Source organism: Streptosporangium sp. NPDC006930, from assembly GCF_040635605.1.
GTDB lineage: Bacteria > Actinomycetota > Actinomycetes > Streptosporangiales > Streptosporangiaceae > Streptosporangium.
In genome coordinates this window covers 41,903-55,356 of the sequence record NZ_JBEYID010000032.1, presented here as the reverse complement: position 1 = coordinate 55,356, position 13,454 = coordinate 41,903, and the positions used below count along the sequence as shown (strand labels likewise).

Sequence of the window (13,454 nt, the reverse complement as noted above, 5' to 3'; positions counted from 1 at the left end):
GGCACGGCGAACTAGACCAGCGAGTACAAATTAGAAGACCGAGAAGTCTTAGTCAATTGAGTCCAGATAGCTAGACTCATGAGTATGGTTGGGTGATCGACGCGCTAGGATGCGGCCCATGAACGGAGCGGGAACCTCGGCCGGGCGGGATCTCGCCCCCGCACGCGGACGCATCGACAAGCGGCAGGCGATCCTGGACGCCGCGTTCACCGTGTTCGCCCGCCAGGGATACGCCCAGGCCGGAGTGGATGTGATCGCCGCCGAGGCGGGCGTCGCCAAGGCCACCGTGTACAACCACTTCGGCGACAAGGAGACCCTGCTCCGTCAGGCGATCACCGCTCAGGCCGACAGGGCGCTGGCCAAGAACATGGCCGCGCTGGAGCGGCTCACCGGCGACGACGGCGAGCCGCGCGCGATGCTGGAGGAGGTCGGTCACAGCCTGCTCCGCTGTTACTGCGACGACCGATCCTGGGCGCTGCGGCGACTCCTCGCGGCCGAGCTCAACCAGTTTCCCGACCTGCTCGACATCGTCCAGGGGCGCGCGGCCGAGCGCGTCGCCCAGGCCCTGGCCGACCGGCTGGCCAGGCTCACGCTCGCCGGCCGCCTGCGCGCGACCGACCCGGCCCGGGCCGCCGAACAGTTCAGCGCCCTGCTCACCGGCCCGATGGAGGCGCGGTCCCGGCTCGGCACCCGCGAGGTCGCCGACGCCGAGCTGCGGAGCGTGGCCGCCGCCGCCGTCCACACGTTCCTGCGAGCCTTCGGCCCGGACGCCGTCTAGTGCTGTGACCGCATAGGTTCGCCGGGTTGGTGGTCGTGGCGGTTGGATGTGCGGTGACGTCCGATCCGAATCCAGACGGCCACCACAGTTCACCATCGCCAACTCCAACCACCCAAATCACACCGTGCAGACCCGGGCCCTGCACGCCTACCTGCGCTGGCGCAACGCCAATGCCCGCCACCGCGATGTCCTGGCCGCCGAACGCAAAGAACGCGCCCGCATCCGCAGCGAGAAAGGCATCCGCTGGGGCGGACGCCCTCTCGCCACCGCGGCCTGAAGAACCCGACGCACCTCACCCGGTCACAGAACTATCCGGCGTAGGGGTTGCCGCCGAGCCAAGTGGTGCCGTCGATCAGTTCGCGCACCGCGTCCAAGTGGCCGCTGTGGCAGGCGACTTCGGTGAGCACGTGGATCAGGATGTGCCGCACGTCAGGCAGCTGCCAGGTCGGCCAGATCTCCACGGGCCAGGCGGCGGGCTCCTGTTCGGGCGCGGCGGGGGCGAGCACGGCGTCTGCACGCGCGATGGCCGCCCGGTAGTCGGCGAAGACCTCGTCGACGGTCATCCCCTCGGGTACGTACCAGTGCGCCTCCGCGCCTGCCGCGAGCTGTCCGGCCACATCCTGTTCGCCCGCGATCACCCCGGGGAACCAGAAGCGTTCGACATCCAGGGTGAGGTGGCGCAGCAATGCCAGGCAGCTCCAGCCGCTGGGCAGCACCGGCCGCCGCAGATCCTCCTCCGAGAGCCCTTCCAGGACCCTGAGGACATGCTCGCGCTGACGGTCCAGGGCTCCCTTGAGGGCGTCGAGTTCGGCGTTCACCGGGCGGCGCACAGTTCGGCGAGGCGTTCCAGGGTGCTCGCCATCTGCGTCTGCCACCAGGCGCGCCCGCTGTCCACTTCCGCGCGTTTGTCCTCCGGCATGCGCGAACCGTCGAAGGTCTCGGTCACGACCGTCACCCCGGCTCCGTCCGGGAGCAGATCGAAGATCCACCGGTGGCCCCACGCGGCCCCGGGCGCGGTGGCGTCCGGGTGCCCGCGACCGGGCCTCGGCTCCCAGCCGAGGCGACGGTCCGGCTCGTACTCGACGACGTGGTTGTTCATCTCATAGTCGCCGTATCGCTCGTAATGCATCCGCATCACGAAGACGTCCCCGACGCCCGAGACCACGGCGTCGCAGACGCCACCGCGCAGCATCCCCGAGCCGTCGAGGTCCGGGTGCCGTCCGGGGTCGGCCAGGACCCGGAAGATCTCCTCCGCCGGGGCCCCGATGCGCCGGGACACCACCACCACGGGCTCGCCTGTCGTACTCGTCATCCGCGTGCCTCCGTTAACCGCAGAGCATGAACCTGACTCCGGCCCGGACGCTACACCGGGGGTACGACAACGCCTCGCCGAGGACGTTCCACATGCCGTCGGTTGGCGATCAAGGCCTGACCCAGCCACCCGGCGAACCTATGAGGTCACAGCACTAGCCGAAGGTGCCGGGCGAGGAGTCGATGCCGCCGTCGCAGCGGGTGCTCGCACTCGCGCACTCGTGCGGGCCGGCCGGAGTGGTCGGTATGCCAGCTGCCAGAGCCGCGATGTGGAGGGGCAGTGCGGCTTCCACAGCTTTAATGACCATGTCTCCAAGTCTCATCCCGTACTTCGGCTTTCCTCGGCCTGTCGAAGGATCCCAGTCTGGGAGCCTGCTCCCAGAGACGCGGTTCCTCCACCGGCGCCTACCTGGCGCGCACGACCTCTGACCGTGCACCCAGGACATGATGACTCGGGGACTTTTCAGCGAGGACACGGTGACCCGGAGCATGCTCGACATATCGGGGCTTGCGAGTGTTGTGCCGCTCCGAGCGCTTCGCCAGCCAGCTGTCGTCTTTCTCGTCCCGCCACCACATGTAGAAGAGTACGAACACGACCGCCGCAACGAAGGCCACCAGCACATGCGTATCGGTGACCTGGGCACCCGCAACAAGACGCACGAAAAGATCCCTTTCTCTCAGGGGTTTTCCTGGCCGTTGCCATTCCTAGATGGCATAAGCCCGCACCGCTGACTGCCACGACCCGCGATGACCGACCTTGCTCTCCGACCGTCCGTTCTCCCACGTCCACACCGTGCTGATCCGCGCCCCCTGATCCTCATGCACCGCCATGGCCCGGATCCCCGGTGCCGCCGAGGCTTTCGTTCCCCACTCCTTCAATTGCGGCCAGTTCACCAGCCATTCCTACATATCACTCTGCGGATTTCCGCTATGAACCCGTCGAAGTCGAAACTCACCCGCTACCTTCCCGCCGAAATTACGTGCGCTCATATCTATCGGTTTAGTGCGATCTTTTCATCGGCTAATCAGAACTTTCTCCGACGTCAAACAGTCGTGCGGGAAAAGATCTTCGAGTCGTACGGGGATAGATCCTCCCCGTAGTGTCAATTCACACTCCCCTGCTCGACGGTACTTGTGAATTGACCAACGGAGAACTTCTATTCCTCGTTCCGCTCACAGCAGGCAAGCGCCCGCCGTGCGCCCGTTACGGACAGCCAAAATCCCTTCGGTAATTCTTGTTACCAGTCCACGGGTCACCCGCACCGCCAGGTAGCGCCCTCACCAGCGGTCATCTTAAAGCCACGCCAATAGGTCATCGCTGATGTGATCCAGGTCATATCGTGGCCGAAAAGGTCCACGCGAAGACATGCCGAGTCGTCGAATTAATTTTATTAATTAAGTGGTTCCCTGGCCGTGCGCCATCCGCCTGCCAGGGCCGCTCCGACCGTCCGTGCGCAGCCGTCCCAGGCCCAGGGCGCCGAGATGGAGTGCACACGTCTGGTTCGTCATCAATAACAGGCACTGATCTAGCGGTTGAACCATCGGTGCGACGCCGGGGATGCCAGATAGCCGACCACTACGAGTGAGAGCCCCGCGACGATCAAACTCCCCAACTGGAATTCAATCCAGATCACTTCGAACCCATGGACGAACAGGAGCGAGCCGTACACGGCGAAGCTCGCCCAATAGACCCATCGCCAACGAGAGGTGATCAGGAGAAAAACAGGTGCTGCCGTTTGGGAGCTGACCGCCGTTTCGTGAAAGCGGCCATCAAGGAAATCCTGTGTGGATCCTGTCCGACAACGGTGCCGGTCTATCCGAGTTCGCGTAGTGCCGAGGCCAGGCCCGCGGCCGTGGGACGCTCCCAGAGCAGGCGGGCGGCCATCGGCCTGCGCAGACCGCCGCGCAGGTGGCCGAGCAACGTCACCGCGAGCCGGGAGTCGCCGCCCGACTCGAAGAAGGCGTCGTGCGGGCCGATACCCGGCTCGCCCAGCACCCGCCGGAAAGCCTCAAGCACCTCCAGCTCCAGCCGGTCGCGCGGCTCGTCGGACCGGCTCCCGGCGCGGGCGGCCGAGGCGGCGAGCCTGCGGCGGTCTATCTTGCCCGCGGTGGTCAGCGGCAACTCGTCCAGCACGTGCACGGTCCCCGGCACCATGTAGCCGGGCAGCCGCCCGGTCGTCCACGCCCTGACGTCCTTCGCCGTCATCGTCATCGCGGAGGTGGCGGTCGCGGTGGATCCCGCGCCGGACGCGGCGGTGGAGTCCGAGGTGGAGGCGGCCACGTAGGCCACCAGTTGCTCGTCTTCCAGGGTCACCGCCGCGTCGTCCACGCCGGGACAGGCCCGCAGCGTCTGCTCGATCTCGCCCAGCTCGATCCGGTAACCGCGATGCTTGACCTGGTGGTCCACCCGGCCGATGAAGTCGAGGCGGCCGTCGGAGCGCTGCCGTACCAGGTCACCGGTCCGATAGAGCCGCCCGCCGTACACCGGAGGCGGCCCGCCCGGCACCGAGGGGGAGGGGCCGGTCGACATCGAGGGGGAGGGAACATTCGAACCCGAGAGGGACGACCCGTCTGACGTCGAAGGGAAAGGCCCGTCCGGCGCCGAGGGTGGGGGTCCATCCAGGGCCGAAGGTGAGGATGTGTCCGGTGCCGTGGGTGGTCGTCCGGCGAGAGGGACGAACCGTTCGGCGGTCAGCGCGGGCCGCCGGTGGTAGCCGCGTGCCACGCCCGCGCCGCCGACGTGCAGCTCCCCGGGCACCCCCCACGGTGCGACGCGTCCGGCGGCGTCCAGCACCAGCGCGTACGCTCCAGCCATGGGCAGCCCGATCGGCGGTACGCCCTCACCGGGTGAGCAGTCGGCCAGGGTCGCGATGACGGTCGCCTCGGTCGGCCCGTAGGCGTTGACCATGCGCCGGCCGGTGCCCCAGCGCTCCACCAGGTCGGGAATGCATGCCTCGCCGCCGGTGACCAGCACCCGCAGGCCGGGCAGCGGGTCGTCGCCGGGCAGCGTCGCGATCACCGAGGGGGGCAGCAGCACGGCGTTCACCTCGCGCTCCGACAGGCACCTGCTCAGCGCCCGGCCGACGAGGATGTTCCCCGCCTCCGGCACGCACAGGGTGCCCCCGGAGACCAGCGTGGTGAACACCTCCCACACCCAGGCGTCGAAGGTCGGCGGTGCGAACTGCAGCAGCCGCACCCCAGGACCGATCCCCAGCTCGGGGGCGAGGGCCATGACCAGGTTGCACGCGCCGGAGTGCTCAAGCAGCACCCCCTTGGGCAGGCCGGTCGAGCCCGAGGTGTAGATCATGTACGCGAGGTCGTGGGGTCCGGCAGGGCCGGGCGGGCCGGGGGCGAGACGGTCGAGGGGAAGGGGAGCGGGGTCGCGCCGGTCGAGGTCGAGGCGGCGCCCCCCGCCCTCGGGCAGGCCGCCGAGGATTTCCCCGGTGCTCACCAGGACGGCCGCCGCCGCGTCGGACAGCAGGTACTCCAGCCTGGGGGCCGGTTGGGACGGGTCGAGAGCGAGGAACGCGCCGCCCGCGTACAGCACCCCGGTCACGACCGTGACCAGGCGGGCCGAGCGCGGCAGGCAGATCGCGGCCACGGTGCCGGGGCCCACCCCCTCGGCCGCGAGCCATCCGGCCAGCTCACGGGCGCGTTCGTCGAGCTCGCGGTAGGTGAGCCGCTCGTCGTCCCCGTCCACGGCCGTCGCCTCAGGGGTGCGCCGGGCCTGGGCGGCGATCAGCGCGGCCAGGGTGGAGTCCGAAGAGTCCAGGTCCACCGCCGCGGGCGGGCCCGCGATCGGTCCTGAGCGGTCGTCGAGTGGCAGGTCGAGCACCGGCCGCGCGGGGGAGCGGGCCATCTCACCGAGTAGCCGGGTCAGGCGGGCGGCCATCAGTTCGATCGTGGCGTGGTCGAAGACGTCGGTGGCGTACGTCAGCGTCGCCTGGAACAGGTGGCCGTCCTCGGTGCCTTCTCCGTTCCCGATCCCTGTTCCTTCTCCGGCCCCGTTTCTCCGGCCTTCGCCGTTCTTGGTTCCGGTCCTGTCCGGTGTTTCCGCGGTGAGACGCAGGTCCAGGTCGCAGGCCGTACGCCGGGCGGCGGGCTCCTCGTCGCCGAGCGGTTCGAGGCGCAGGCCCGCCGCCTCGTACGAGGCGGGAGGGGACACGACGCCGTACGCCACGTCGAACAGCGCGCCCCGGCTGGGGTCACGGGGCGGCGCGACGGCGGAGACCAGGTCCTGCAGGGGCAGCCGGTGCCGCCAGGCGTCGTCCACGGCCCGCCCCAGCCGGGCGGAGAGGGTGGCGAGGTCCGGGTCGCCCGACAGGTCCACCGGCAGGGGGGCGAGGTCGTCCAGCGGCCCGGCCGTGCCCGCGAACTCGTTCGGCTCCCCGCCGAGCAGCCCCGAGACACGCCCCGGGGCGTGCGCGCCGATCGTGAACCGCTCCTGGCCCGAGCAACGCGACAGCAGGACGGCGAACGCCGCGAGCACCGCGAGGGAGGGGTAGCCCAGCTCGGACGGTACGACCACCTCGAAGCGGTGCGCCCCGCCCGCGCCGGAGCGGTGCCCGGGGCGTGGCCGGTCGGTGGCCACCTCCAGCGGCGGCACGTCTCGCAGCGCCTCGCGCCAGAACTCCCGCCTGTCGTCGCCGATCACTGCGGAGCCGCTGCCGGTTCGCGGCCGGGCCGCCAGGAGGTCGGCGGGTGCGGCGTCTCGGCCGCGAACCGGCGCCGAGTCTCGGACGCCGGGGAGCGACGCCGACGCGCCGGGAGCCTTCGTGTCGAGGTCGTTCGTGTCGAGGTCCTTCGCGTCCGGACGGGGGAAGTCGTCCCTGCCGGGTACGCGGGGCGTGCCGGGCAGTCGCGGGGAGTCGCCCTCGGCCCCTGCCCGATACAGCTCGGCCAGGTCGGCGGCGAGCACCGCGACCGAGCCCTCGTCCGCGACGCACGGGTGCATGCGCACCACCAGCACGTGCTTCTCGGGGCCGAGCGCGAGCAGGGAGACGCGCGCCAGCGGCCCGGTCACCGGGTCGAACGGCCGGGACTCCACCTCGGCCAGCGCCGCGCCGAGCCTCTCCGGTGCGACCGGCACCACGCGGGGCGCGGGCAGAGCCCCGGCCGACACCACCGGGCGAGGCCCGTCGCCACGGGTGGGCAGGGTCCAGCGCAGCACCTCGTGCCGCGCGGCCAGGTCGCCGAGCGCCGAGCCCAGCGCCTTCTCGTCGAGGGGGCCGGTCAGCCGCAGCCGCAGGGAGATCCCGTCGGGTACGGCGTCGCCGCGAATCCGGTGTTCCAGCCAGGCCCGTTCCTGGGCGGGCGAGAAGAGTCTCACGGGGTGCCTCCGGGCAGGTTCAGGCGGAGCCACTCCAGCTCCTGCTCGATCATGCTCTGGAAGTTCGCGGGGGAGATCATCGAGTACGGCATGTGCGCCTCGCCCCAGTAGCTGACCAGCCGTACCTTCTTGGCCTGCCTGGCCAGCGCGGTGTACATCTCCTCCGAGCCGGTGTGGGTCAGGTAGTCACGCTCGCCGTGCAGCATGAGCACCGGCGTCTTGATCTTGCCCGCGTGCAGGAGCGGGCTGTTGCGCACGTACCTCTGCGGGTCCTCCCACGGCGGCTTGCCCAGCCCGAACTCGAACGCGGGGTCCTCGATGTAGGCGGGCGCGAACCACTCCTGCGCGCGGGGCGTGTAGCGGAAGCGGGAGTCGAACACGCCGTAGCTGCTGATCACGTTGGAGAAGCCGGAGATCGCGATCGCCGCCTTGAAGCGGTCGGTCTGCGTCACCAGGCTGTGCACGTTGTAGGAGCCGAAGGAGTGTCCCAGCACCGCGAGCCGCTTCGGGTCGGCCACGCCCTCGTCGATCGCGGCGTCCACCGCGTTCATGATCGGCTTGGTGGGCCAGGTCATCGGCTCGGCCGCGGCCTTGCCCTGGGGGCGGGGGATGGAGGGGACGAGCACGGCGTAACCCTCGGCCGCGAGGAACTGCAGGGTGAGGTAACTCGGGTTGTTCACCTGGAACTCCGGCACGTCCGCCAAGGTGGAGACGATCCTGGTGCCGTACACGTTGACCACGAGCGGGTGGCGCTGCCCGTCGCGGTGGTCCGGCGGCAGCAGCAGCGCGCCGGTGAGCTTCTCCCCGTTCGCCCCCTTGTAGGTGATGAGCTCCCGTTTTGGAGGGGTCACCTGGGCGAGGTGGCCGTTCAGCGAGAGCCGCTGGGTGTGGCGGCCCGCCTGGGAGGTCCACAGCGCGGTGCCCTGGTCGCCGCCCGCGCCGAAGACCGCGGTGCGGCTCGCGGGGGAGTACCCGGCGACGCCCGCCTCGGGGTGGGGCAGCGGGAGCGGGGCCAGCACGGGTGAGGCGCCGGGCGCCAGCTCGTACAGGCCGCCCTTGGCGTCCCGGGCGAGCACCACGGGGAAGTCGTGGTCGAGGCGGGGGTTGGCCGGCTCGGCCCCTCCCCGGTCGGTGGGCCGCACACCGTTGCGCTTGACGTTGTCGTCCAGCGGCCAGGCCAGCTCCGCCAGTGGAGCGGCACCGCCCGCGTTCAGGTCGCGCGTCTTTCCGGTACGCGGGTCGATCAGCCAGGCGCGCCCGTCGGCCACGCCCAGCACGCCGCCGGGCACCGGTACCAGCTCCAGCGGCGGGACCTTGAACCGCGAGGTGAGGTCGCGCGGCGCGGCGGCCGGGTCGGCGGGATCGAACGCCCACCAGTCCTGGCGGGCCATCGGGTTCACAGCATCGACGACCTTTGATCCGCGCACCAGCGGGGTCCCGGCGCCCCACAGCAGGCCCGTCGCGACGAGCCGGTCGGCGGCGAGCGGCGTGGCCTTCCCGTCGGCGGCGGGTACGAGGTAGGCGGTGAACGGGTCAGGTGTCTCGGGGGTGGTCTTGCCGACGACCAGCAGCCGGGAGCCGTCGGCGGCCCAGCGGGGCTGCACGGTGACCGAGGGGTTCGGCACCTCGGTCACCACGCGCGGCTGCCCGCCGGAGGCGGAGGCGATCGCGAGCTGGGTGCGCCGTTCCAGGACACGCTTGAGCTGCCCGGCGACCGCCGGGGTGGGGCCGAGGTCGTCCACCCGGGCGATGAGGCGTCCGGTCGGATCGGCCACCAGGTTGCCCGCCGTGTAGGTACGGGCGGGCCCCGCCGAGGTGAGCTTTCCGGTGACGGCGTCGATGACGGCGATCTCCTCGTCCAGCTTGTCCTGGCCCTGGGCGGTGGAGCTGTCGAGCACCGAGGCGGTGGCCTCCTTGCCCTGCTCGACCTTCGCCCACTGCTTCGGGGCGACGCGCTGGGCCTCCAGCCATTGGCCGTACTCCAGCGCCCAGCGGCCGGCGTTCACCATCGGGGCGATCACCCGCCGCTCGTCCAGCCACTGGATCAGGTAGCCCGAGGCGTTCGTCATCGTCTGCACCCCGCGCGGGGTCAGTTTGCGGGTCTCGCCCGTCTCGCGGTCCCACACGTGCAGGAACACGTCGTCGCCGCCCCGGGTGGAGGCGAAGGCGAGCATGCGCCCGTCGGGCGACCACACCGGGTTGTAGTGGCCGGTGCCGTCCTTCGCGCCGTGCGTCACGTCGCGCGCCGGACCCTGGCCGTCCACTATCCAGATGTCCGCGCGCTCGTTTCCATCGACAAATGATGCCCCATATCTACTCGACTCGCTCGGGCCGCGTTTCACGACCACCGCCACCGATTTACCGTCGGGGGACGGCACGACCTGACCGAGTTTCTTCGTGGTCATGAAGTCCTGCATCGCGAACGGCCGCGCGGCCTCCTCGGCGACGGGTCGTTCCGCCACCGGGGAAGCCGGTGGTGAAGCACCTCCCACCAGGGCGGCGGCCGTGAGCAATGACAGGGCGAGCTTGACACGTAGAACCATGGGAGGACGATAACCATGTCACCGGAAACAGGAAAAAACGCTCGGACAGGTCTCCGGAAGGCGGCCTATAATCCCGCACTCGCCTTAATCGGGGCGGTACGCGGGTTAATCGAGGCCGCCCCGCAGGTAATCGGGCCCGCCGGTAATCGAGCCATCCCGCCGGCGAGATGACTTCTGCCGGAAAATTCTCCGAGGAATGGGAAGTTCCTAAATGACTGATGTCGATCTGGCCGATGCCGATCTGCATGTCGGCGACAGACCCCATGAGGTCTTCCGCCACCTGCGAGACAACGACCCGCTCTACTGGAACCCCGACGGCAGGGAGCCCGGCTTCTGGTCGGTCACCCGCTACGAGGACTGTGTGAACGTCCAGAAGGACCCCCAGACCTTCAGTTCCAACCAGACCAACACCCTCGGCCCGCACCGCAACACCGGTGACCAGGGATCCGGGAAGATGATCAACACGACGGACCCGCCCCGCCACACCGAGCTGCGCAAGCTGGTCAACAAGTGCTTCACCCCCCGGGCGATCGCCGCCCTGGAGCCGTACCTGCGCTCGGTCGTCAAGGACGTGTTCGCCGACGCGCTGGAACGCCGGGAGTGCGACTTCGCCACCGTCGTGGCGGCGCTGCCCGTCGCGGGCATCTCCGCGCTGCTCGACGTGCCGCGCCAGGACTGGGACCTGATGCTCAGGCTCACCTCCACGGCGTTCGGCTCGCACGACAGCGAGTACCAGATGACCTCCGACGTGCGCGCCAACGCCGCCCAGGCGCACGGCCAGCTCCTGCTGTACTGCCAGGGCCTGGTGGAAAAACGCCGCAGGTCGCCCGGCGACGACATCGTCAGCCTGCTCGCCCGCTCCCAGGACGCGGGGGTGCTGAGCGAGGAGGAGTGCCTGCTCTTCTTCGACGTGTTGATGCTCGGCGGCAACGAGACCACCCGGCACGCCGCGGTCGGGGGACTGCTCGCCTTCATGGAGCACCCCGACCAGTGGGACCGGCTGCGCAAGGAACCCGAGCTGGTGCCCAACGCGGTGGGCGAGCTGCTGCGCTGGACCTCACCCAGCCGCCACGTGCTGCGCCGTGCGGCCCGCGAGACCGAGCTGCACGGCAAGACCATTCACGAGGGCCAGGACGTCGTCATCTGGCACACCTCGGCCAACCGTGACGAGCGGGTGTTCGACTCTCCCGAGGTGTTCGACGTCGGGCGTCCGCGCAGCTCCCGCAGCGGGCACGTCGCGTTCGGCTCCGGCCCGCACTTCTGCCTGGGAGCCGCCCTCGCCGAGCTGGAACTCACCGTCTTCCTGGACGAGCTCGCGAACTCGGTCTCAGGGGCGGAACTGCTCGGGCCGCCCGACTATCTGCGCTCTCCCGTCATCAACGGTGTCAAGCACGTCCAGGTTCGGCTCCATCCCATGGGGTAGAAGCGTCGACCATGAACTCACTCACCTGGGATCAGGTCCACGCGCGGCGGCTGGCCCGCCATCACCTCGTGAAACCCGTCTCCGGCGACCTGCGCAAACCCGTGCGCGACGTGTGCGGGGTGCAGTCGCAGGTCGCCGCCGCGGCCGAGCTGGCCATCGGGGCACGGGTGAAGGACGCCACGCAGGAGCAGGTGCGCGCGGAGCTGTACGACAAGAAGCGCCTGGTCAAGACGTACAGCCTGCGCGGCACCCTGCACGTGCACGCCGCCGACGAGCTGGCCCTGTGGATGGCCGCGATGCGCTGGAAGCCCTACTGGCGCGCCAAGGACAGCTGGCACGCCCACCACGGGCTCACCGCCAAGCAGGGCGAGGCGTTCGTCGACGCGGTTCGCGACGCGCTGGACGGCGAGTGCCTCACCCGCGAGGAGCTCGCCGGGGAGGTCTCCGGCCGCGTCGGAGCGTGGGCGAAGGACAAGCTCGCCTCCAACTGGGGCGAGCTGCTGCGTCCCGTCGCCTACCTCGGCGTGCTCTGTTTCGGGCCGGTACGCGGAGCCAAGGTCACCTATGTCAGGCCCGACCGGTGGGCGGGGCTGAAGACCGAGGTGAAGGACCAGCCGGACCCAGAGGAGTCGGCGATGGAGATCGTGCGCCGCTACCTGCGCGCGTACGGTCCCGCCACCCACCAGGACCTGGCCCGCTGGTTCGCGCTCAGGCCGCCCGAGGCGCGCGAGGCGCTGGAGTCGCTCGGCGAGGAGGTCGCCCAGGTCGAGGTCGAGGGACGCAAGGCGTACGTCCTCGCCGCCGACGAGGGCCGCTGGCCGTCCGACCCCAGCTGCGTGCGGCTGCTGCCGCAGTACGAGGCGTACGTCCTCGGCAGCGGCCCCAAGGAGGTCGTCGTGCCCAAGGACACCGCCGCTCGCGTCTTCGAGCACGGCAGGGGCAGGTACGAGGGCGCGGTCGCCCACCAGATCATGCTCGTCGACGGGGTCGTGGCCGGGATGTGGGAGCGCAGGGAGAAGGGCGGCAAGGTCGAGATCAAGCTGGAGTCGTTCGTCAAGCTCGACTCCGGCCAGAGCGAGGAGCTGGAGAAGGAGGTCGAGCGCGTCGGCCGCTTCTACGGCGCCGAGGCCACCCTGTCCATGGGAAAACTCGTCGGCAAGAAGCGCTGAGCTCCTCCTCGGACACCGCAGGGCGGGCACAGCCGGCAGGTGCCGAGCTCCTTCTGGTACGCCCTCGGCGGGCTCAGCGGCAGGTGCCGAGATCCTCCCGTATCGCGCGCAGCATGGTGCGGCGCTGGGTGTGGATGAAGAAGTGCCCACCTGGCAGCAGTCGCAGCCGGAACGCCGCCCCTGTCTGCGCGCTCCACGCGCTCAACCCGGCCGCCGTCGTGGTCGGGTCCCCGTTCCCGCCGAACACCGAGATCGGGCAGGCGAGCGGTGGCTCGTCCTCGTGGACGTAGGACTCGGCGGCGTTCAGGTCCGCCCGCAGCACCGGCATGATGAGGCTCATCAGCTCCGCGTTGCCGATCACCTCCGGGGGGATGCCGTCCAGCCGGTGCAGCACCCGCATCAGGTCCTCGTCACCGAGTTGCCCGAGCCGCGGCATGCCGTCGCGGACCTGAGGGGCGTTCCAGCCCGACACGAACAGCCGTCCGGGGCCCGGCAACCCGCGCGAGCGCAGCCGCCGCGTCACCGTGAACGACACCAGCGCGCCCATGCTGTGCCCGAACAGCGCGAACGGCAGCGTCTCCAGGCGCGACAGCCCGTCGATCACCGGGTCGACGATCATCGACAGCCTGTGCCGAGGTTTCTCCGAGATGCGGGTCTCCCTGCCCGGCGAGCGCACCGCCCACAGTTCCACGTCACCGGGGAGCAGGTCGGCCCAGCCGCGGAACGTCGTGGCGCCGCCTCCGGCGTTGGGTACGCAGACCAGCCTCGCGCGGGGTCGTTCCGGCCGGTGCAGCGGCACCAGCCAGCTCGCGGGATGGACCGCGGGGGACGGGGGAGACGCGGCACGCGCCGAGGTCGCCGAGGTCACAGTCGGGGTTGTCGAGGTCACTGAGGTCATGGA

9 protein-coding genes and 1 pseudogene are annotated in these 13,454 nt (G+C 70.2%); 4 read left to right on the top strand and 6 right to left on the bottom strand.

From position 1 onward, the window contains the following. Positions 1-118 precede the first annotated feature (118 nt). On the top strand, positions 119-778 hold the full coding sequence (locus tag ABZ664_RS36535) for a TetR/AcrR family transcriptional regulator (protein ID WP_362521065.1): 660 nt from the start codon (positions 119-121) through the stop codon (positions 776-778). Positions 779-863: 85 nt separating this feature from the next. Further along, a pseudogene (locus ABZ664_RS36530) lies at positions 864-1,055 on the top strand (IS630 family transposase); the annotation flags it as partial. A 31-nt stretch (positions 1,056-1,086) separates the two neighbouring features. On the opposite strand, the gene ABZ664_RS36525 reads toward ABZ664_RS36530, so the two are convergent. The 5 genes from ABZ664_RS36525 to ABZ664_RS36505 all read right to left on the bottom strand — a co-directional run bounded on the left by ABZ664_RS36525 (position 1,087) and on the right by ABZ664_RS36505 (position 9,961). After that, positions 1,087-1,596 (bottom strand): DinB family protein, encoded by a 510-nt coding sequence (locus tag ABZ664_RS36525; RefSeq protein WP_362521062.1) that lies wholly within the window; start codon positions 1,594-1,596, stop codon positions 1,087-1,089. Beyond that, a complete protein-coding gene (locus tag ABZ664_RS36520; protein ID WP_362521059.1) occupies positions 1,593-2,090 on the bottom strand; it encodes an SRPBCC family protein in 498 nt (165 codons plus the stop codon). The genes ABZ664_RS36525 and ABZ664_RS36520 overlap by 4 nt, the downstream gene beginning before the upstream one ends. A gap of 154 nt (positions 2,091-2,244) precedes the next feature. Next, entirely contained in the window at positions 2,245-2,397 is a 153-nt protein-coding gene (locus tag ABZ664_RS36515) for a hypothetical protein (protein WP_362521056.1), read from the bottom strand. A 1,505-nt stretch (positions 2,398-3,902) separates the two neighbouring features. Next, positions 3,903-7,418: an amino acid adenylation domain-containing protein gene (locus ABZ664_RS36510; RefSeq protein WP_362521053.1), complete on the bottom strand. Its 3,516-nt coding sequence runs from the start codon at positions 7,416-7,418 to the stop codon at positions 3,903-3,905. After that, positions 7,415-9,961: a prolyl oligopeptidase family serine peptidase gene (locus ABZ664_RS36505; RefSeq protein WP_362521050.1), complete on the bottom strand. Its 2,547-nt coding sequence runs from the start codon at positions 9,959-9,961 to the stop codon at positions 7,415-7,417. Before ABZ664_RS36505 ends, ABZ664_RS36510 begins: the two co-directional genes overlap by 4 nt. Before the next feature lie 211 nt (positions 9,962-10,172). On the opposite strand from ABZ664_RS36505, the gene ABZ664_RS36500 reads away from it, so the two are divergent. Then, entirely contained in the window at positions 10,173-11,384 is a 1,212-nt protein-coding gene (locus tag ABZ664_RS36500; RefSeq protein WP_362521047.1) for a cytochrome P450, read from the top strand. An 11-nt stretch (positions 11,385-11,395) separates the two neighbouring features. Continuing rightward, positions 11,396-12,553 (top strand): winged helix DNA-binding domain-containing protein, encoded by a 1,158-nt coding sequence (locus ABZ664_RS36495; protein WP_362521044.1) that lies wholly within the window; start codon positions 11,396-11,398, stop codon positions 12,551-12,553. A 73-nt stretch (positions 12,554-12,626) separates the two neighbouring features. Here the strand turns inward: ABZ664_RS36495 and ABZ664_RS36490 are convergent, their stop codons facing one another. Then, complete coding sequence (locus ABZ664_RS36490; RefSeq protein WP_362521042.1) at positions 12,627-13,442, bottom strand: alpha/beta fold hydrolase; 816 nt, start codon at positions 13,440-13,442, stop codon at positions 12,627-12,629. Positions 13,443-13,454: the final 12 nt, after the last annotated feature.

What these genes read in the sequence shown, in the direction of transcription:
- ABZ664_RS36505 (WP_362521050.1), bottom strand. Translation starts at nt 9,961, where the DNA reads ATGGTTCTACGTGTCAAGCTCGCCCTGTCATTGCTCACGGCCGCCGCC.
- ABZ664_RS36535 (WP_362521065.1), top strand. Translation starts at nt 119, where the DNA reads ATGAACGGAGCGGGAACCTCGGCCGGGCGGGATCTCGCCCCCGCACGC.
- ABZ664_RS36495 (WP_362521044.1), top strand. Translation starts at nt 11,396, where the DNA reads ATGAACTCACTCACCTGGGATCAGGTCCACGCGCGGCGGCTGGCCCGC.
- ABZ664_RS36520 (WP_362521059.1), bottom strand. Translation starts at nt 2,090, where the DNA reads ATGACGAGTACGACAGGCGAGCCCGTGGTGGTGGTGTCCCGGCGCATC.
- ABZ664_RS36500 (WP_362521047.1), top strand. Translation starts at nt 10,173, where the DNA reads ATGACTGATGTCGATCTGGCCGATGCCGATCTGCATGTCGGCGACAGA.
- ABZ664_RS36515 (WP_362521056.1), bottom strand. Translation starts at nt 2,397, where the DNA reads ATGGTCATTAAAGCTGTGGAAGCCGCACTGCCCCTCCACATCGCGGCT.